This window comes from Polynucleobacter sp. P1-05-14, from assembly GCF_018881675.1.
Classification (GTDB): domain Bacteria; phylum Pseudomonadota; class Gammaproteobacteria; order Burkholderiales; family Burkholderiaceae; genus Polynucleobacter.
Map to the genome: position 1 here is coordinate 1 of NZ_JACVPV010000001.1, position 18,212 is coordinate 18,212.

The following is an 18,212-nucleotide window of genomic DNA, read 5'->3' on the forward strand; positions in this document are numbered from 1 at the left end:
GGCCACCAGACTTTAAAAACTCCTTAACTACCTTTAGTTTGAACTGCTTACTGTATTTGCTCATAAAACAAAACCCCCTTGGTTGGACTTGATGTCCAACTTTTGGGGGTCAGTTCACGAAGGTGGTTTTGGTATTTCTTGATGGCACGGGGCGGAATCAACCAGGGCCGAGGATGTCTGACTCTGCTTTAGTTAATCAACTGCAATCTTTCCGCTTTTAACCAATTTGGCCCACTCGGCCATTTGGGCCTTAATGAATTTATCGGCTGCATCTGAATTACCCTGGAATGGCTCACCACCTAGGCTCAATACCTTCTCCCTTACTTCTGGCGATTGCATTACCTTTGCAATGGCGTCTGATAGTTTTATCAAGATTGGTGCCGGCGTTGCCGCTGGAGCAAAAATACCATTCCATTCATAAACCTCATAGCCAGGAACACCCGCTTCAGCCATTGTTGGAACACTCGGCATAGAGGATGCTCTTTTCTTGCCAGTGACCGCTAGAGCATTCAACTTTCCAGAATCAACATATTGCTTTGTTGATGCAACGCTTCCAAAGAAAACTGGCACTTGCCCACCAATCACATCATTCAATGCAGGGCCACCACCTTTGTATGGAACATGTTGCATCTCCACTCCCGCCTTCACTTCAAACAATGCACCTGCCAGGTGTTGTGCAGAACCATTGCCTGATGATGCATAAGAAATGCTATTTGGCTTTGCCTTGGCCATTGCAACCAACTCTTTCACTGACTTAGCAGGAAAGCTTGGATTGACTAAGAGTACATTTGGGTACTGAGCTAAAACGGCCAAGGTCTTGAAATCCTTATTGGGGTCATAAGGCAACTTAGGAAACAAGGAGGGATTAACTGAATAGGATGATGCATCGAGCATCAATGTGTAGCCATCAGCATTAGCCTTGGCTACATAGGAGGCAGCAATTTGACCACTTGCCCCAGGCTTGTTTTCAACCACTACTGATGTGCCTAGAAGCTTGCCCAGTGGGGTTGCAACCGTTCTAGCCATTAAGTCTGCAGTGCCACCAGGGGGATAGCTGACTATCAAGCTAATGGGGCGGCTGGGCCACTCTTGAGCATGAGACAGCCCTGTTGTTGCAAGCAATGCAACTAATAGAGTTTTTACAAAGGACTTCATCTTTTCTCCTTAATTAACTTCTGCTGAATATTGGAATGCCATAGCATCCCCTACTGAACTGCGAAATTCAACTGGCTTACCAGTTAAATCAAATGCGATCCGATTCACTCTTACGGCTGGATGACCTTCTTTCATTGCTAATGCTTTTGCATCCGTTTTTTTCATCAACTCAAATCCAACCTGATCCTTGGCTTTGATTACCGCAACTCCACATACCTTTGCATACATCGGATAAAACAAAACTTCAAAATCTTTTGGCTTGTAGCCGGCTAACTTCTTAAACTTCGGTAGGGGCAAATAAATTGTTTCGTAGAGCAAGGGCTTGCCATCAATTAAGCGAAGACGATGAATTTTTAATAGCGACTTACAAGACCAACCCGTTAACCTAGTTATTTCTTTATCTAAAGCAACTTCCTTTAAATCTAAAACCTTTGCTTGGGGGGATAGCTGTTCTTGCTCATCTAATTGATAACGAAAAAACCTGAGCATTGATTGCCCATTAAGCCCACTACTGACCACTGTGCTTTTGCCATGTCGTTTAACCAACACTCCATCATCAGCGAGCTGAGCAATCGCCTGTCGAATTGTTCCAACTGCTACGCCGTACTCTTTAGCAAGACTGGCTTCGGATGGAATGGCTTCAGCAATCTGCCATGCACCACTTTCAACCTTATCCCTAAAGGCCGTAGCCAAGCCCTGATAACCCATTAACTCTTTAGCCATACCCGTATTTTCAACTCATTTACTCATCTAGATGAGTTATGCTACCATAATTCCCATGAATGTCGATACCCACTTCCATATTTTTGATAAAAGCCTTTTAAATGAGACTCAGGCTCGCTACTCTGTCGATTACAACGCCTCAATAGATGATTGGGCCAAAGTAGCTGATGCACAACAAATAACTGGCGGGGTCATTGTTCAGCCGAGCTTTCTAGGTTTTGACAACACGCTACTACTTGAAGCCATTAAACAAAATCCTAGATATTTAAGAGGGGTTGGAGTGACTGACCCCAAAGCCTCACAAAAAGAATTGCTTGAACTTAGCAAACAAGGGGTTTGTGGAATCAGACTTAATTTAGCGGGCGATGAAGATCCGCTTGGAACCCTTAAAAATTACGAAGGCCTTATCAACCTTTTAAAAGGGTTGAATATGCATTTACAAATACATCATGATGATGGCTTACTAAATGGGATTCTGCTAGCCATACCCAATGGAATAGACATAGTGATTGATCACTTTGGCAGACCTCAAGCTAATGATGAGTTTGAAAAATTAAATGATGGCATTAGGAAACATCGGGGCAACATCTGGGTGAAATTGAGTGCTCAATACAGAACGCCAAACATAAATCATCAAACTATTTTTGAATATTGGCTCAAGCAAATTGGGGCGTCCCGCCTCCTGTGGGGTAGCGATTGGCCGCATACAAGATTTGAAGCAACCGAAACTTATGAATCCCAAATGAAGCAGTTTTTGTCTTTAACAAATTCTCCAGAACTGAGACAACAAATTCTTTCAAAGAATCCCAGAGTCCTCTACTGGACTTAGCAATTAAAAGCGTCGTTTTAAACGACATTACAAGCACCCACCATAGATAACTTGATAAATAGAAATGAAAAAACCACCCGAAGGTGGTTTTGGTGTTTCTTGGTGGCCCGGGGCGGAATCGAACCACCGACACAAGGATTTTCAATCCTCTGCTCTACCGACTGAGCTACCAGGCCAAGACTGCTTATTATACGCAAACTGTTCTTAAAGCTGTTAAAAAATCCTCTACTGTGCGTTTCCACCTTGTAGTTATCAGCTTTTCTGCTGTGTGTACGCTATACAAAATAGTTTTCACTGTGTCCATTTAGTCCCACTGTAAAAACCCTGCGTTTACTTAAACCACACCCTACAAGCACACAAAACCCACCAAAATATTGCTGTTAGCAGTTGTAGCACACCAAAATCAGGTTGTCCTTGTGCTTTACTGACACTACGCTATAAAAATGCGTCGTCCGTTTACACAGTTAGTTAAAGCACAAGGTACAAGTAGCAACAGCCTCACCACCTTACAAAATGACAACATTGTTTACTTGCGTGACGGAGAGGTAGTGCTGTACAAGCGTGAAAACAGTAGCGTATGGCAGATGCGCTACAGGCTATATGACAAGGAGTGGCGCAGGGTAAGCACAAAGCATCACAACATAGACTACGCAATACGCACAGCAGGTGACATTTATGACGAGGCGAGATTTAGAGAGCGTTTAGGGCTGTCATTTACTCGTCGCAAGTTTGGCGCTATCGCAAAAGTATGTTTACAAGATATAAAAACAGAAATAGACGCTGGCATAAAGCCAATGACTAACAGCGACTACATAAGAGCAATAAACAAATATCTCGTTCCGTTTTTTGAAAACTACTACATTGAAAACATAGACGCAGAAGTTATGCGCAAGTATGAAGTGTGGCGCAATGAACTTATGAAACGCATTCCGTTAGCAAGCACATTAGCAACTCACGCAAGCGCATACAGACGAGTGATAGATACAGCAATACAGCGTGGATGGTTGAGTGAAAACTTGCCGACAGCGCAAATGAGTAGGCGTGGAGAGAAAGGCAAAGCACGACCAGGCTTCACGCGAGCAGAGATTGATTACTTGTTAGATTTTTTAGAAAGCTACAGCGAAGGTGGGCACAGTGCTCGTGCTAAAGAAATGCGCTTGTTGAGTAGAGACTACATAGAGTTATTGATTGGTACTGGTATGCGCTGTGGCAAAGAGAGTCTACACATTAAATGGAAACACATAGAGTGGTACACGGACGCTAATACTGACAAGCGTTATCTGCGTATATGGGTTAGTGGCAAAACAGGCTCACGCTTATTGATTGCTAAACATAATGTGAAAGAAACATTAGAGAGATTGATTAGTAGAGAAGATTTATTTAAGGGGAAAGATTTAGATGCTGTATTAGCAGAGAAGCACGATGTGTATTTGTTTAAGTACAGCAACGGAGAACAGCCGAAAAGTTTTCACACAACATTTATATGGCTTATGAAGGCAAGTGGGCTTACAAAAGACACGGCGACAGGACAAAACAGAACGCTGTATTCATTGCGTCACACTTATGCCACATTAGAACTTACAGAAAATAGAACGGACTTACACACGCTTGCGAAACAAATGGGTACAAGCGTTGGAATGATTGAAAAACATTACAGCAAACTCACAGCAACAATGGCGGCAGAAAGATTGGCTTAAAGGGTGGGCCTGGAAGCCTTATTTGGCAAAGGTTTGCGGGGCGAGTGATTTTTAGAGGGTCTGGTTTAAGTAAAAGCAGGTTTTTTTGTTGTTTTGATAAGGAAATACCCTGCGTTTAGTTAAACTATGTCAATGCGCTTTGACAAAATGTCACAGAAGTTTATAGTTATAAAACAACTAACTACCTGACACTATTTAATATGAAAAAAATCGTAATCTTATTTTTGGCTATAGGTTTAGCTGGTTGTATGACTTGGTACAAACCCAACGCAAGACAAGGTGAGTTTGAGCAAGCAAGATATGAGTGCTTACAGCAATCCCAACAAGCTGGTGGAGTAGCGCAAGTCAATGCTTCTGGTGGTTATGCTGTAAGTGGTGTTAGAACAAACGATATGCTATTTGCTTCCTGTATGAACGCAAAAGGATGGTCGTGGCAAAGCAAGGATTCAGCTCAAGCCGCTGTCGCGCAAAGTCAGATGGCAACTGCGGGCGCTCAATCACAAGTTCAGTCTGAAATGTCTCAGATAAAAGCAAGACAGCAGGCTACTTGTAGCAATCCAGACTTCAAACTTTACTACGCAAAGAGTTCTTGTTTAGCAGAAGATATGACTTTTGAGCAGTTAGCAGATTCAACAAAAATAACTCCAGCACAAAAGGCGGTATTAGTAAAACAAAGAGAGGCGGTTGCTTCTCAGCAAAAAGACCAAATGGAAATCAATAGGAGACTATTTGGAGCGCAAGGTGCGAAGGTTGCTGATTTAGCGCAATCAACACTAATACCTCAAAATGATAAAAATAATCTTGATTTATATAATGGCAAGATTACTTGGGGTGAGTACAACCAGAAAAGAAAAGAGATTGCGGCAACCTTTTCGGCGGCTGTAAAAAATATACGCTAACAATCTAAAAGCAATATATGAGAAGCCACTATTTTAAGTGGCTTTTTTTATTACTAAGGTAGTAATATCTTTTTATGCCAAAACTCAACATCACCCATTTAGTTGGACGCATACAAGAGCGCATAGGGCAACTTGAGCGTGGTGACGCATTAGAAGCAAGGGATATAAATGCTTTGCTTACTAAAGAGCAACAGCAAGCGTTAAAGGATGCTTGGACAGTACAGCAAGCACTACGCAAAATACACAAGCCACCTAAAACAAATGAAGAAGCGCAGAAGATTGGTTGGAAAACGATAAGAGAAGTGCGTTTAGAAATATATAAGCAAGCATTACAAGAGGCGCAAGATGGAATGGGTGATGGAATAGAAAAGTTATTACATCAAAGTGAATCGAAAGCCGCTCGTGTATTTTTGGATGCTTACTTCAACGCTAAAGAAGGTACAAGCAAGTGGAGTGCTGGCAACATAGCACTACGCAGAAATGGATTTAATAGGATTGATGGACAAAGTTATAGCAACGGCGATAAGCGCAGTAGAGAAATGAATGCGTGGGAAGATAGTATGCGTGAAAAAATGGAGGCTGATTTAAGCGCAGAAGAAAAAGAGCAGTTGGAGTTGAGTAGAGAATATGACAGAGCAGTAGCAAAACGGCGCAAATAGTGGGTTTATTAAAAAGCAGGCTTTTTGCTGCCCAGTAAAAACCCTGCGTTTAGTAAAACCCATCCTTTCTGCCCATTTCAGCCTTATATCCATTAGTCCAAAAGCCCATTTACCAGCACTACGCTACTTGTAAACTAAAACAGTCAACAGCTCGTCTTTTCTGCTCATCATTTACTGTGACATAACGCTGTGTAGTGCTGATATTTTTATGTCCTGCCAAACTTGCTAAAACAAAGACGCTAATACCACCTTGCGCCAGATTGGTTAAAAAGGTGCGACGCATACTGTGACTACTTGCTCCAAATACGCAAGCTCGCTTAAAAAGATAATGGAAGTGCTGGGTGAGCGTGGATGCTGTGAATGCTTTTCGCGCGCCTCGCAATGTATTAAACAATGTCTGCTCATTATCTAACCAAGTTCGTGCGTCAATATATTTTTGTAGCTCTGCTTGTAGCTGTGTACTGATAAACACTGTCCTTGCGTTTCCGTGTTTAACCCGATTAGCTGACAGATACACTTGCGATTTGACTGTACCATCCTCATTACGCACATCACCTATCGTTAGCCCTGCTATCTCGCTCACACGCAGTCCACAAGTTAGTCCGATTAAAAACATCATTTTGTTGCGCTCTGCGTATTCGTGCTGTGCTATGTAAGCAAGGACTTTGTTTATATCTGCTTGTGTAAGTGTTTTTGCTTGTGCCATTGTTCTCTCCAAATATTTTTGTTGTTTTAAGTATGTGTTCTTTAGTGCAGCGAGGGCAACCGATATGTGTTTGCGCTATTTGCTGTGAGTGATTTGTTATTTTTCAATAACTTGCGTCTTTGTTTTAATAGTTTGTGACTTCTCTTTGGTCTTGTATTTACGCAATCACACGAATACTTTGTGGCTTTTAGAACACAGAGTATGTAGATTACTTAAAACGCTGTACAGCAAGCGTTTGTCTATCTCGCTTACTCTGCGCTATCGCAAGTCTTTATATGCGCTTACACAGGTGATTTGAGCTATTGCTTTGTGTTGCTATGTGATTTTCAGTTGTAGCTCTGTATTTTTTGCGCTGTAGTTTTCGCAGGTGTAGCAGATCTGTAGTGCTGGTGATTTGTATCTAATGCCCTATGTATAAGCAAACTAAAGTTTGCTTGTGTGTCGCAAAAGCTGTCGCTTTAGCTCACACATTTTTTCTTTTGCTTTTTTTGATTCATTTAGATTAGATTGGACGCACGACGGCTATACGCTTGTGATGTACAAACGATAACCATCGTGTCGTGTAGTTTCATTTGAGTTGAGTCGTTTCTACACGACTGTGAGAACATTTTGCGCGAGACAATCGGATTAAAACTCGCAACCTACTTCTTGTAGGTAATGTCGCGGCTCTTACTTGTATTGCGCACTCCTCTCACAGCTATTGTGCGTCAAGTCCAGTCTCATTAGCCGTCATATTACAAACTGGGTTTTTACACTTTGTTATAGCAGTTGTTTATCTGCTGTTTAGTTGCCTTTGTTATGCCTGTTTACTTTTTAAGTGCCTATTATTTTTGTACTGTCCCCGTTTAACACGGCTTGATAGATTTAATACGCGGAAGCAATCTCCATCAGAAATATGATCTCGCTTTTTTCCATTCCGATAACGCTGTTGAAAGTTTCTTAAAAACTTTTTGGTAGCCTTATCTAGTAAGGTGCTATGTTGAGCAAGTAAATCCACTGATGCTCTTTGTGCTTGTAGTATTACTGGTTTTGTTTTATTAAAACTTTTTAAGTTGATTCCTTTAGAGCGCAACCAAGCATCTGTAGTTTTAATATCTTTTTCTGTGCGTCTTTGTATGTTGTAAGTTAAATGGTCCATACATTTATTTAGTAAGCACCAAACAATACCCTCTTAAATCTGGCGCACTATTTGGTGTTTTTTGGTAGTTTTGGACAAATGCGTTTGATTGCGCTGTTTTGGTTGTCCATTTATAGCCTCTGAAGCTAATGTTTATATGGGTTTATGGAAAAGCAGGGTTTTTTACTACTCATTTTGTAAAAACACTGCGTTTTGTTAAACCCCTCATTTACAACAATAGGGAGCAATAAATGAATACATTAGCAGCACTAAAACTAACAGCAACTAAAAAGCCAACGCAAATGCCAAGCGTTGTACAGCGTAGGACAAAGTTAGCAAAACGATTATGGGAACAGATTGAGTTAGCTAAAGCAGAACAAAACGGCACGAAGTTTTCCGTACCCAAGTTCCGTAGCTACACAGATAAAGAAAGTGGAGTACGCAAACAGATTGAAACAAACAAGCGATTAAAGAGTTGGGTATTTGTTGGTGACAATGGAAAGTTAGCTATTGCTGTTAGATACGGCGCAAAGATATTGGAGTTAGCTAAAGGCAAGTACGCTATTGAAGTAGCAAGCACTAACGATGTTGTACCTACATTACAAATCATTAAAACAGCAGTTGAGGCTGGTGAGCTTGATGTTGCTATTGAAAATGCGTCATTAAAACTGCGTGAGGGTTTTGCTAAATGAAACAGTACAGACTATGGGTGCGTATAAACAGTTTACAAACAGCCGATACGATTGTGTATGCGGAGAATGCTTACACAGCAAAACAGTTGGGTGAGCATATGTATGGTGTGGGTAATGTGTTGAACTACACAGAGGTGAGTTAAATGTAGTGGGGGTTGGGTAAATACTTGTATGCGCTTTTACGAATTTGCCCCCACCCCCACTATTAAACCTATCAAGCCAATGAACCCACAGCAATATCGCCTGAATAGCCTTAAGCGCAATAAAGATAATGCTAAGCAGGCTTATAAGGCTGAGAAGGATAGGCAGGCAGTAGCTAAAGCACAGCAACAGATTTACAAAGCAACTCACTAAAATTAGTTGAGTTGGCAGAATTCTGTCATCAACTGTATGTCGGTAAAGCTTGGCACGATTGGGGAAAAATGAAATTTTGTTTCAAGATTTTGACTGCCAGCAACTTTGCCTTTGCCCATCTGCTCATAAAAAACAGTGACTTTATCCCACTTAAATTTATTTGCCTGACAATTGATTGTCACATAGTATCGAGATGAACGAACACCATTAGTATCGGGCTTAAAATTATCCTTTAGCTCAGTAAAATTTAACAATTCTCCATTCTTCTTAATTGTATTTTTTTCAACATAAACATTTTCATTTATATTTTTAGTTAAGAATAGTAAATTTTCATCATTAACAATTGGGGGCTTGCTTTTGTTATTAAACTCAAAAAAAGCTCTGTCGTAACTTACCTCTACGCCACCATTCCACCTAACACTTACATTGGGAAAGTTTGGGTTCTCTATAAACATATTTACATAGCAACCGTCTGCTGTTTGCTTACCATAAGATAGTAGATATGCTCTCATAACAAATGGCGTAGAATCTCTCAAGCATTGCTCATCCGTAAGCTTTACAGTCCAACCATTATCTAATTTTCCTGTAGCTACTACACCAGCATTACTTGATGCTGATACTATGGCAAGCAATGTTACAAATAAAAATTTGTTCATATATAACTTTTCAATTAGCCTTAATATCAATAAGCTAATACTATATTAGTAGCTATAAAAAATTTAATAAATTTTGGTATAAAGCGATTGTGAATTTAAGTGATAGCTAAAGCACGGCAACAAATTTTCAAAGCTACCCGCTAAAAAATTAGTTCGCAGTTTTCAAATGCCACGCAGAATCTAACCCCAACCAGTTTTAATCTAAGCCCCCTAGCTATTAGATTGTTTAATTTTGGTGCGAATTGTGGTGGTTTTTGGTATTTTTTATGGGTTCTTTGGTTTTGTTGAGAGTGGGGATGAGAGGTATAGCAAAAATACTTTTAAGTGGCAGGGGGTGGGTTTAACAAAACGCAGGATTTTTGTTTGGGCGTAAATTATTTTGACACGCCCCCTGCTTGCTAAGATTAAATACCAAGCACAGTGCAAAAGGTAGATTTAGACTTTTACAGAAATAAACAACCAGTTAATTTTCGTTTATATCTTAGCCACCAAATGTGCTACAGCTTATATGCGTATATTTTTCTTTATTAGAAGAATTTCGTATCCCAAGCTTGACATATTCAGCATCCTTTAAAGTTTGATTTTTATCGACGCTACATTTGAATTTTCTGCCAAACTGTTCCAATTTAGAGTTGTCATCATTTAAAACTTTTACAAATATTCCCATGCCGGGTTGCGGACAACAGCCAATCCACTTTGTCATATAGCTATTTTCAATTACAACAACTTCGTTATTTAAAAAGTAGGTTGGTATTTTTACGCGATACATATCTGTGTAGTCTGATCTCAGCTCTGCCGCTTTATTAATAATTCCCAGTTCAGCAAGCTTCATAATCTGAGTCTCAGCAATTTTCAAATCTTCACGGGCTTTTATGTCTGTTGTTAATCCAATTTTTAATTGTGGCTGAGTTTGTTTTTCCGAATCTAAAGAAACCATTAAATCGCTTAGTTGCTTATCTGTAATTGGCTGTTGCTCAAAACCACTTGAACTGCTTGAAGCCTGCTCTTCGTTAGCCTTATTTGTTAATCCATACAATAAAATAAAATCTGTAGTTCCTTCAATTGTTATATAGGACTTGCCCTCTGATGCTCGCTGTCTTTCTTCTGTTGTAAGTGAAATTGGAATCCCAGCTTGATATGTGGCGCACCCAAGTTTTGCGAAAGCCTCTTTTCTTCCGATTAAAGTATGTGAAGCCTTTTTTAAAGCCTCCAATCCATACCCTTCACGCAAATCTAAAACTAATCCCTGCGGACATATAACTGCGCCTCTGGTTGTGTATAAGGGCTTGAAATAATCAACCTCCTCTTCTTTAGGGGTTGAATTATTATTACTTACAGTATTGGAATGCTCTGAGCCATTTATTGTTAAAGCCAAAATAAAAATGAAAATGGCGATGATGAGCGAAGTGACAGCAATTTTGGATCTCTTAATTGGCTTGCTTATACCGCAATTTGGGCAGGTAGCGGCTTGCTCGCTAATCATTTTTCCACATTCTTTACAAGCAACTAAAGCCATAATTACCCCCAATTTCTTTCAAATCTTACAGCCAAATACTTGTATGAACAAATACAGGGCTACAGTTAAAGCAAGCACTCCACATAACAAGCAGAGGGTGGGTTTAAGTAAACGCAGGGTTTTTGCTTTTACTTAAACACTTTTACAACACACCACATAAAAAATAATCCTCTGCGCTGTCATCCACGCTTGCTACAAAATATTTTTACTGTGTAAGTTTTTTAGAGTCACTGTGTCACACACTGTGTCGCGCTCCACTTTGCTATCGCCCTGCGAAGCATATAAACATTGGGCTTTTGACTACCGTAGGAGGATTTTCAATCCTCTGCTCTACCGACTGAGCTACCAGGCCAAGACTTGGAATTATAACGAATTGGGTTGGATCATCCTCAAATTTGCTTAGTACCCCGTGATTTCTAGGTTTTGTGGTACTTGCCCTTATTAGGCGGTCACCTAGCTCTCGCCCTTATTGCGTGAGGTATCTATTCCCAAGGCCTTCAGTTTGCGGTACAAATGGGTTCGCTCTAGACCTGTGTACTCTGAAATCTTGGTCATACTGCCGCCCATGATTTGCATTTGATGTTCAAAATACGCCTTCTCAAACAAATCTCTTGCCTCCCTCAAAGGAAGATCAAAGTACGTTTTTGCAATTCCACTGATGTATTCACCCTCAGTAGGTGGGGCAACCAACTCGGTTGTTGTTTGCTTTGGTGCGATAACGGAGCTAGCACTCGACTGAACGGCTCTAACCTGTTCTGGCTCTACATATTTAGGAGAGCTCTCCAGGGCTTTACTAACCGTCTTTAAAAGCTTTTGTAGAGCAATCGGTTTTTCTAAAAAATTGAGTGCGCCAATACGCGTGGCCTCAACTGCAGTGTCAATCGTTGCGTGCCCAGACATCATTACTACTGGCATCGTGAGCTGGCCAGTATTGGACCACTCCTTTAATAAGGTAATACCATCGGTATCGGGCATCCAAATATCTAATAAGACTAAATCGGGGCGCATTTGTTCGCGAATAGTGCGTGCCTGTACAGCGCTTTCTGCAGCGTACACAGTATGGCCTTCATCCGTGAGAATCTCATTGAGAAGCTCACGAATTCCCATCTCGTCATCAACAACCAAAATACTAGCCATGCTTATGCTGCCTCTTTTGCTAGATTCATAAACAATATTGACACTTTCGCACCAACCACTTCTTCACCCTGCATACGGTTCCGAATTTCAATTTTGGCCGAGTGATCATCAATAATTTTCTTAACTACTGCCAAACCCAGACCTGTGCCTTTGCTCTTTGTTGTTACGTAAGGCTCAAAGGCTCTTGCCAATATCTTAGCTGGAAATCCAACCCCACTATCACTTATTGTTAATCGCACAGCATTTTGAGCTACGCCATTGTGTTCGCCATAAGGGACTAATTCTGTCTTAACCTCTACCGGACTATTGGGGCGAGGCCCCTCAAGAGTGGCATCTTGAGCATTTTGTAGCAAGTTATGGATTACCTGTCTTAGTTGTGTGGGATCCCCCATGATCTCTGGGCAATGAGGATCTAACTGAGTGCGCAATGGACTGCCCTCGTATAGACCCAAAATTTCTGAGGTGAGCGTGTTGATGGAAACAGGCTTGAGTTGTGGAGTTGGCGTCTTCGCAAAATCCCTAAAGTCATTCACCATTTCTTTCATGGCTTGTACCTGACCAATGATGGTTTCGGTGCTGCGATTAATCATTTCCTCTTGCTCTGGGCTCAGCTTACCCGCAAGCTTATGCTGCAATCTTTCCGCAGAGAGCTGAATGGGCGTTAGAGGGTTTTTAATTTCATGAGCAAGACGTCTAGCAACTTCACTCCAAGCGATAGATCTTTGTGCGCTCACCACATCAGTAATGTCATCAAAAACAACCATACGTAAATCGCCAGTCAGCTCTGTACCGCGCACAAATAGAGTTACCCCCAATTCATTTTCAAATTCATTTGTAGTGTGTAGTTGAATTTGTTTTTGCCACACCGGCGCATTAGTCGGCGCGGTCTTTTGTTCTACATCTCCCTCGCCCAGGACTGCGAGCTTCATAGTAGAAAAGCCTTCTTTGATTGCCCCCTCAAACTCCAATAGAGCTGGTCTGCTGCCGAGGGGCTTTCCATCGAGTAGGGTAAGGTCTTGACCAAAAATACGATCTGCGCCCGCATTGCTAGAAACAACGTTGTAGTTTTTATCAAAAATGCATACGCCTGCCGTGAGGCTTCCCAATACGCGCTCTAAGAATGCTTTGGATTCTTGCAAAGAAGTTCGGGTGTCGGCCAACTGCCTAGTCATGACATTAAATTGCCGTGTAAGCATGCCAAGTTCATCGCCAGTATCGAGCTCTGGCTTGGGAGATAAATCTCCCTGTGCAACTGCCTGGGTGCCTCTCAGAAGCATTAGAAGGGGGCGTGCAAGCTGCCTACCCAACATCAAAGCCAAAGTAATGGCCACAAATACTGCAAAGAAAAGGGTAAGGGTTAAGGTTCCCACAAACATCTTGCGAAGGCCGGTACGCCCCAACGCTTTTTCTTGATATTCACTGTATGCAGACTCCACAGCAAAAATGTTTTTTGCCAACGGGGTAGGTATATAGCGCACTAGTTGTAAAAAATATTTGTCTTCGATCTCTTTGCCAGATTCTAATTTGTTGTGAATCAATTTTTTTCTTATAACGGGAACAATTGCCCTGACTCGATAACCGCGTTGGCCACCTTCTACTTCAATTTGGTCTAAAAAGGTCACTCCTTTCTTGCTAAATGCTTCTGCAATCACATCGGCGCTGGGCGCAGGAAAGTATTTTTTAGGCTTTAGCTCGCTAGTGAAAATCAAATTGCGCTGCATATTGAAGAGACTAACCTCTTGAATGCCAAATTGATTGCGAATTTTCATTACTGATGCAGCTACCTGCTCAGTAGTTGTGCCCGATGGAACTTGGACAATCTGCTCGGCGATGAAATTACCCTCGCCCAAAATTTCTTCTTGGGCCACTCGCAAAGTAACGCGCCCCAACTCTAAGCCCGAGTTCAGGGCTGTCTCCACTTTGACGTCAAACCAAGTCTCAATACTACGCGACACAAACTGTAATGAAACGCCATACAAAATTAAGCCCGGAACAATTCCGACTAAAGCAAAAATCATTGCTAACTTTGCAATCAAGCGCGTGCCAAAGTGCCCGCGATACCATCGCACGGCGATAACAGCCACCAAAATCAAAATAACCAGAGTTAAGCAAACCCCAATCACTACATTCGCGGCATAGAGCCAAATGAAGTAATTATCAAAAAATTCTGTATTGGATGAGGCAATCGCCAATAAAACTAAAAGTAATAAAGCAAAGGCGCCAATCACGCCTATCGTGATTGGAATTATTTTTTTACTCCAAGCCTTGGATGTAAAAAAGCCCGGGTCTAGCATGGCTGCTATCGATCTCATCGCTTAATTAAATTAGGGCCATTAGGAGAAAATAGGAAGCGATACCAATCGCTTGATACATTCCATTCGCGGTTATTGAGTGCGTTTACTTGAAATGGTTTTGGTAGCTTACTGAGATCTAAGCTCATTCGCATGCTGGCCGTATACGATTTACTGGAATCTAGTTGAGTGCCGTCAATGACTCGCCACCCACCAATACTCCCCACCGCCTGCAATGCCTCAGACATAGTTTTGGCAGAAAAGGTAAAGCCCTCTGAAGCAATTCGGTACTGCTGTGTCAATGGCTGATAAGAAAGCCGCGTCTGCCTTTGCACAAGCACAGACTTTTCATCAAACCAATACCAACGCGATCGCATTAAATCAAACTCCGTTTGGAAATAGAGGACGACGCCTTTTTGTACTGCGTCTTCCAGTCCGGGAGATAGCTCGATCTGAAAAGCTGCATTGAGAAGCCAGTCGTTATCCACCTTCTCCAACTCAAAGGATTTGATCTTGATTCCTTCGGCGCTAACGGTGGTTGAAAAAATACCCAACACCATCAAGAACAAAAAGAGGAATTGTTTAATTCTTCGGCTCATGGCCCATTTTTCTTAAACAAAGCATAGTAAAAACCGTCGTTTAGCTCACCAGGCAAAATCTGGCCCGGAGCGGCTAATCGTACCGCATTGGAGTGCTGCTCAGCAAACCAAACAGCCTGCTCCTCGCCCTCCTCTGGAAATATTGAGCAAGTGACGTACAAAAGGGTGCCCTCCACTTGGAGCATCTTCCACGCCTGATTCAAAATGGCTCGCTGCCTTTCTTGCAAAGCCCTGATATCTGATTCACGCCTTAAAAATGAAATATCAGGATGTCGCGACACTATTCCAGAAGCTGAGCAGGGTGCATCAAGAAGAATTTTGTCAAAAAGAACGCCATCCCACCAAGCCGCCTTGGAAGCATCGCCGCGTAACACGCGGACTTTGTCAGACTGCAAACGAAGTCGGTCTAGGTTGCCGCCAATTTTTCCAATGCGCTCACCGTCTAGCTCTAAAGCGCGCATTGAACAATCTGCAAGCTCCAATAGATGCGCCGTTTTTCCACCGGGAGCCGCACAGGCATCCAACACTAACTCTCCCGCCTGGGGATTTAATAAGATCGCAGCCAGCTGTGCACCTGCGTCTTGCACAGACACAGCGCCAGTATAAAAACCAGGCAAGTCCGATACGGGAACCGCCTCAGGCAACAAGAGAGCGGCGGGCAATTGAACCCCAGCCAATGTATCTATTGGTTTTGATGAAATGCCAGCCTCGGATAATAAGGATCGATATTGCTCACGCGTATATTGCTTTTGATTTACACGCAGAATTAATGGTGCACGCTTGGCTTGTTGAAACAAAATCGATTGCCATGCTTTAGAGTAATTGCGCTTGAGGTTTGCTCGCCACCAAGCAGGTACGTACATTGGAATTGGATCGGGCGGAAAATGCTTCTCGCCCTCTGGCGGCTGCACTACAAGGCTTACCTTGCGTAGGACCGCATTCACTAAACCTTTGGCATACATGGTTTCGTCATATTCGCCACAGGCTTTCACTGCCTGATCCACAATCGTATGAGCTGGATAGCCCTTGCTCTCGGCTGGATCTTGCAAAAATAAGGCAATCGCAACGCTGAGCAAATGATCCACCTCAAGAGGCGGAGTCTTTGGAATAAATTGCTTAATGAATTCATGGGAGCGCACCCATTTGCGGAGCGCATCAAAACTCAGGCTCTGCACGATCGGGCGCTCATGGGCCTCCAGTTGATCCAGAACCTCTGTAAGCGATCTTCCGCTCATGACCTCGCTGACCGCTTGTGCGGCAATCGTGATTGCTTCCGAGAGCGGGAGACTGCGTGGTGTTTTTTGATCAGTCAAATTAATTTACTCCGGGATATACCCCGTTTTTAGCCATGCTCATTAAGCGTGCCACCCGCTCTTCAGTAGGTGGATGGGTTGAAAATAGTTGCGCAAGGCCGCCGGCACTTAAGGGGTTGAGAATCATCATCTGCGCTGTTTCAGGATGTTGTTCAACCGCTTGAAACGGGATGCCTTGTGCGTAGTTGTGAATTTTTTCTAATGCCTGCGCTAGCGCCTCAGGATCAGCGCTTATTTCTGCACCACCGCGATCTGCCTCGTATTCTCTTGCGCGAGAAATACTCATTTGAATCAGGCTTGCTGCGATCGGGGCCAAAATTGCCACCATCAAGCTAGCTATCGGATTGTTTGGTCTACCCTCAGAATCGCGCCCACCAAAGAACATGGCAAAGTTAGCCAATGCTGAAATGGCTCCCGCCATAGTGGCGGCGATAGTCGAAATCAAAATATCACGATGGCGAACGTGGGCAAGCTCATGTGCCATCACGCCGCGCAGTTCGCGCTTCGAGAGAATTTTCAGAATGCCTGTTGTTGCGGCAACCGATGCATTGTCTGGATTGCGTCCTGTTGCGAAAGCATTAGGAGCATCTTCATTAATTAAAAATACTTTAGGCATCGGCAAGCCAGCCTTCTCCGACAACTCTTTAACGAGTCCGTAAAACTGGGGGGCAGATCTTTCATCAACCTGCTGTGCATTAGTCATCTTCAACACCATGGTGTCGGAAAACCAATAACTGAAAAAATTCATTCCAATGGCCAGTACTAGGGCCATCAACATGCCCTGTTCACCACCCAACATACCGCCAACCACAATAAAGAGTGCAGTAATTGCTGCCATCAAAACAGCAGTCTTTGCAAAATTAAACATTTCTACTCCTTTGTTTTAAAGCGCAACAATTTTTCACCAACACCAATCGGCTGCAAGCACGTTTTGGCATCTATTTTTTTACCGCCCGGTTTTTGCATCTCTAAGACCTCAAGCACCCCTTCACCACACTGTATATATGCGCCCTTATTACCAAACCCAAGGACCTCGCCTACAGTACCGGTGGCGATGACAGCCTTAGGGTCTGCAAGCCTTGAATCCCAAAACTTCACAGCCAGCCCATTGAGATTGCTGCTTGCCCCCGGGAAGGGATTAAAGGCCCGAATACGTTGGTCGATTTCTTTGGCGCTAAGGGCCCAATCGATCTCAGCCTCACTCTTCAGTATTTTTTCAGCGTAAGTAATGCCGTCTTTTTCTTGGGGTACTCGAGATAAATTTTTGTCTTGCTCTAAAGCATTTAAAACATCTACTATCGATTTTGAGCCAAGCTCTGCTAAGCGATCATGCAAGCTTGCGCTCGTTTCATCACGAGCAATTTCAAGTTCCGCGACTAAAACAGTGTCTCCGGTATCCAAACCAGCATCCATTTGCATAATGCAAACCCCCGTTTTGGGATCGCCAGATTCAATTGCTCGCTGAATTGGCGCTGCACCACGCCAACGGGGCAATAGAGAAGCATGAATATTAAAGCTGCCGTGTCTTCCCGCTCTCTCGCTAATATCCAAGACCTCTTGGGGCAAGATCAAACCATAGGCAACTACCACCATGACATCAAAGTCTATAGAGGATAAACGCTCATTAGCGGCTGCAGCTTGAGCCTGCTTTTGCGGATCAGTGCTGGTAATTCGCAATGTCTCTGGTTGCAGCACAGGAATATTTTTTTGCAAAGCAAACTCTTTAACTGGGCTTGCCTGAAGGTGCATACCTCTGCCGGCACGGCGATCAGGCTGCGTTAAAGCCAAAACAATTTCATGACCAGCATCGTAAATTGCGCGCATCGCTTGCGCAGCAAACTCAGGAGTTCCAGCAAAGACAATTTTCAT

At 42.8% G+C, this 18,212-nt stretch carries 19 protein-coding genes and 1 tRNA gene; 7 read left to right on the forward strand and 13 right to left on the reverse strand.

Going from position 1 to position 18,212, the window contains the following annotated elements; all coding sequences use genetic code 11:
• Positions 1–192: 192 nt before the first annotated feature.
• Both ICN37_RS00005 and ICN37_RS00010 read right to left on the reverse strand, forming a co-directional pair.
• Entirely contained in the window at positions 193–1,155 is a 963-nt protein-coding gene (locus ICN37_RS00005) for a tripartite tricarboxylate transporter substrate binding protein (protein WP_215321205.1), read from the reverse strand.
• Positions 1,156–1,164: 9 nt separating this feature from the next.
• A complete protein-coding gene (locus tag ICN37_RS00010) occupies positions 1,165–1,878 on the reverse strand; it encodes a GntR family transcriptional regulator (protein ID WP_216154258.1) in 714 nt (237 codons plus the stop codon).
• A 55-nt stretch (positions 1,879–1,933) separates the two neighbouring features.
• Between ICN37_RS00010 and ICN37_RS00015 the strand changes: the two genes are divergently transcribed.
• A complete protein-coding gene (locus ICN37_RS00015) occupies positions 1,934–2,707 on the forward strand; it encodes an amidohydrolase (protein WP_215321207.1) in 774 nt (257 codons plus the stop codon).
• A gap of 100 nt (positions 2,708–2,807) precedes the next feature.
• On the opposite strand, the gene ICN37_RS00020 is transcribed toward ICN37_RS00015, so the two are convergent.
• A tRNA-Phe gene (locus ICN37_RS00020) sits at positions 2,808–2,883 on the reverse strand.
• 267 nt (positions 2,884–3,150) lie between these two features.
• On the opposite strand from ICN37_RS00020, the gene ICN37_RS00025 reads away from it, so the two are divergent.
• The 3 genes from ICN37_RS00025 (at position 3,151) to ICN37_RS00035 (ending at position 5,962) form a co-directional block, all read left to right on the forward strand.
• Entirely contained in the window at positions 3,151–4,404 is a 1,254-nt protein-coding gene (locus ICN37_RS00025; protein ID WP_216154259.1) for a tyrosine-type recombinase/integrase, read from the forward strand.
• A 200-nt stretch (positions 4,405–4,604) separates the two neighbouring features.
• Positions 4,605–5,303: a hypothetical protein gene (locus tag ICN37_RS00030; RefSeq protein ID WP_216154260.1), complete on the forward strand. Its 699-nt coding sequence runs from the start codon at positions 4,605–4,607 to the stop codon at positions 5,301–5,303.
• Positions 5,304–5,377: 74 nt separating this feature from the next.
• On the forward strand, positions 5,378–5,962 hold the full coding sequence (locus ICN37_RS00035) for a hypothetical protein (RefSeq protein ID WP_216154261.1): 585 nt from the start codon (positions 5,378–5,380) through the stop codon (positions 5,960–5,962).
• A 118-nt stretch (positions 5,963–6,080) separates the two neighbouring features.
• On the opposite strand, the gene ICN37_RS00040 is transcribed toward ICN37_RS00035, so the two are convergent.
• Both ICN37_RS00040 and ICN37_RS00045 read right to left on the reverse strand, forming a co-directional pair.
• Positions 6,081–6,668: a site-specific integrase gene (locus tag ICN37_RS00040; protein WP_216154262.1), complete on the reverse strand. Its 588-nt coding sequence runs from the start codon at positions 6,666–6,668 to the stop codon at positions 6,081–6,083.
• A gap of 796 nt (positions 6,669–7,464) precedes the next feature.
• Positions 7,465–7,806: a hypothetical protein gene (locus tag ICN37_RS00045; RefSeq protein WP_216154263.1), complete on the reverse strand. Its 342-nt coding sequence runs from the start codon at positions 7,804–7,806 to the stop codon at positions 7,465–7,467.
• 230 nt (positions 7,807–8,036) lie between these two features.
• Between ICN37_RS00045 and ICN37_RS00050 the strand changes: the two genes are divergently transcribed.
• Genes ICN37_RS00050 through ICN37_RS00060 form a run of 3 tightly spaced genes read left to right on the forward strand, consistent with a single transcriptional unit; the run spans position 8,037 to position 8,831 of the window.
• Entirely contained in the window at positions 8,037–8,477 is a 441-nt protein-coding gene (locus ICN37_RS00050) for a DUF6641 family protein (RefSeq protein ID WP_216154264.1), read from the forward strand.
• Complete coding sequence (locus ICN37_RS00055) at positions 8,474–8,620, forward strand: hypothetical protein (protein ID WP_216154265.1); 147 nt, start codon at positions 8,474–8,476, stop codon at positions 8,618–8,620. The genes ICN37_RS00050 and ICN37_RS00055 overlap by 4 nt, the downstream gene beginning before the upstream one ends.
• Positions 8,621–8,648: 28 nt before the next feature.
• Positions 8,649–8,831, forward strand: a complete 183-nt coding sequence (locus ICN37_RS00060; protein WP_216154266.1) for a hypothetical protein — start codon at positions 8,649–8,651, stop codon at positions 8,829–8,831.
• 2 nt (positions 8,832–8,833) lie between these two features.
• Here ICN37_RS00060 and ICN37_RS00065 read toward each other — a convergent pair whose 3' ends face one another.
• The 8 genes from ICN37_RS00065 to fmt all read right to left on the reverse strand — a co-directional run bounded on the left by ICN37_RS00065 (position 8,834) and on the right by fmt (position 18,212).
• The gene (locus ICN37_RS00065; protein ID WP_216154267.1) at positions 8,834–9,487 is read right to left on the reverse strand and encodes a surface-adhesin E family protein; all 654 of its coding nucleotides are present in this window, start codon (positions 9,485–9,487) and stop codon (positions 8,834–8,836) included.
• A gap of 481 nt (positions 9,488–9,968) precedes the next feature.
• Positions 9,969–11,003: a zinc ribbon domain-containing protein gene (locus tag ICN37_RS00070; protein WP_216154268.1), complete on the reverse strand. Its 1,035-nt coding sequence runs from the start codon at positions 11,001–11,003 to the stop codon at positions 9,969–9,971.
• A 453-nt stretch (positions 11,004–11,456) separates the two neighbouring features.
• Positions 11,457–12,140, reverse strand: a complete 684-nt coding sequence (locus ICN37_RS00075) for a response regulator (protein WP_215321231.1) — start codon at positions 12,138–12,140, stop codon at positions 11,457–11,459.
• Positions 12,141–12,142: 2 nt separating this feature from the next.
• Complete coding sequence (locus tag ICN37_RS00080) at positions 12,143–14,452, reverse strand: ATP-binding protein (RefSeq protein ID WP_216154269.1); 2,310 nt, start codon at positions 14,450–14,452, stop codon at positions 12,143–12,145.
• On the reverse strand, positions 14,449–15,030 hold the full coding sequence (locus tag ICN37_RS00085; protein ID WP_251368481.1) for a DUF4390 domain-containing protein: 582 nt from the start codon (positions 15,028–15,030) through the stop codon (positions 14,449–14,451). The genes ICN37_RS00080 and ICN37_RS00085 overlap by 4 nt, the downstream gene beginning before the upstream one ends.
• Positions 15,027–16,343: a 16S rRNA (cytosine(967)-C(5))-methyltransferase RsmB gene (rsmB, locus tag ICN37_RS00090; RefSeq protein ID WP_216154270.1), complete on the reverse strand. Its 1,317-nt coding sequence runs from the start codon at positions 16,341–16,343 to the stop codon at positions 15,027–15,029. Before rsmB ends, ICN37_RS00085 begins: the two co-directional genes overlap by 4 nt.
• A gap of 1 nt (position 16,344) precedes the next feature.
• Complete coding sequence (htpX, locus tag ICN37_RS00095; protein WP_215321234.1) at positions 16,345–17,211, reverse strand: zinc metalloprotease HtpX; 867 nt, start codon at positions 17,209–17,211, stop codon at positions 16,345–16,347.
• A gap of 2 nt (positions 17,212–17,213) precedes the next feature.
• A complete protein-coding gene (gene fmt / locus ICN37_RS00100; protein WP_215321235.1) occupies positions 17,214–18,212 on the reverse strand; it encodes a methionyl-tRNA formyltransferase in 999 nt (332 codons plus the stop codon).

What these genes read in the sequence shown, in the direction of transcription:
- ICN37_RS00005 (WP_215321205.1), bottom strand. Translation starts at nt 1,155, where the DNA reads ATGAAGTCCTTTGTAAAAACTCTATTAGTTGCATTGCTTGCAACAACA.
- ICN37_RS00010 (WP_216154258.1), bottom strand. Translation starts at nt 1,878, where the DNA reads ATGGCTAAAGAGTTAATGGGTTATCAGGGCTTGGCTACGGCCTTTAGG.
- ICN37_RS00015 (WP_215321207.1), top strand. Translation starts at nt 1,934, where the DNA reads ATGAATGTCGATACCCACTTCCATATTTTTGATAAAAGCCTTTTAAAT.
- ICN37_RS00025 (WP_216154259.1), top strand. Translation starts at nt 3,151, where the DNA reads ATGCGTCGTCCGTTTACACAGTTAGTTAAAGCACAAGGTACAAGTAGC.
- ICN37_RS00030 (WP_216154260.1), top strand. Translation starts at nt 4,605, where the DNA reads ATGAAAAAAATCGTAATCTTATTTTTGGCTATAGGTTTAGCTGGTTGT.
- ICN37_RS00035 (WP_216154261.1), top strand. Translation starts at nt 5,378, where the DNA reads ATGCCAAAACTCAACATCACCCATTTAGTTGGACGCATACAAGAGCGC.
- ICN37_RS00040 (WP_216154262.1), bottom strand. Translation starts at nt 6,668, where the DNA reads ATGGCACAAGCAAAAACACTTACACAAGCAGATATAAACAAAGTCCTT.
- ICN37_RS00045 (WP_216154263.1), bottom strand. Translation starts at nt 7,806, where the DNA reads ATGGACCATTTAACTTACAACATACAAAGACGCACAGAAAAAGATATT.
- ICN37_RS00050 (WP_216154264.1), top strand. Translation starts at nt 8,037, where the DNA reads ATGAATACATTAGCAGCACTAAAACTAACAGCAACTAAAAAGCCAACG.
- ICN37_RS00055 (WP_216154265.1), top strand. Translation starts at nt 8,474, where the DNA reads ATGAAACAGTACAGACTATGGGTGCGTATAAACAGTTTACAAACAGCC.
- ICN37_RS00060 (WP_216154266.1), top strand. Translation starts at nt 8,649, where the DNA reads ATGCGCTTTTACGAATTTGCCCCCACCCCCACTATTAAACCTATCAAG.
- ICN37_RS00065 (WP_216154267.1), bottom strand. Translation starts at nt 9,487, where the DNA reads ATGAACAAATTTTTATTTGTAACATTGCTTGCCATAGTATCAGCATCA.
- ICN37_RS00070 (WP_216154268.1), bottom strand. Translation starts at nt 11,003, where the DNA reads ATGGCTTTAGTTGCTTGTAAAGAATGTGGAAAAATGATTAGCGAGCAA.
- ICN37_RS00075 (WP_215321231.1), bottom strand. Translation starts at nt 12,140, where the DNA reads ATGGCTAGTATTTTGGTTGTTGATGACGAGATGGGAATTCGTGAGCTT.
- ICN37_RS00080 (WP_216154269.1), bottom strand. Translation starts at nt 14,452, where the DNA reads ATGAGATCGATAGCAGCCATGCTAGACCCGGGCTTTTTTACATCCAAG.
- ICN37_RS00085 (WP_251368481.1), bottom strand. Translation starts at nt 15,030, where the DNA reads ATGAGCCGAAGAATTAAACAATTCCTCTTTTTGTTCTTGATGGTGTTG.
- htpX (WP_215321234.1), bottom strand. Translation starts at nt 17,211, where the DNA reads ATGTTTAATTTTGCAAAGACTGCTGTTTTGATGGCAGCAATTACTGCA.
- fmt (WP_215321235.1), bottom strand. Translation starts at nt 18,212, where the DNA reads ATGAAAATTGTCTTTGCTGGAACTCCTGAGTTTGCTGCGCAAGCGATG.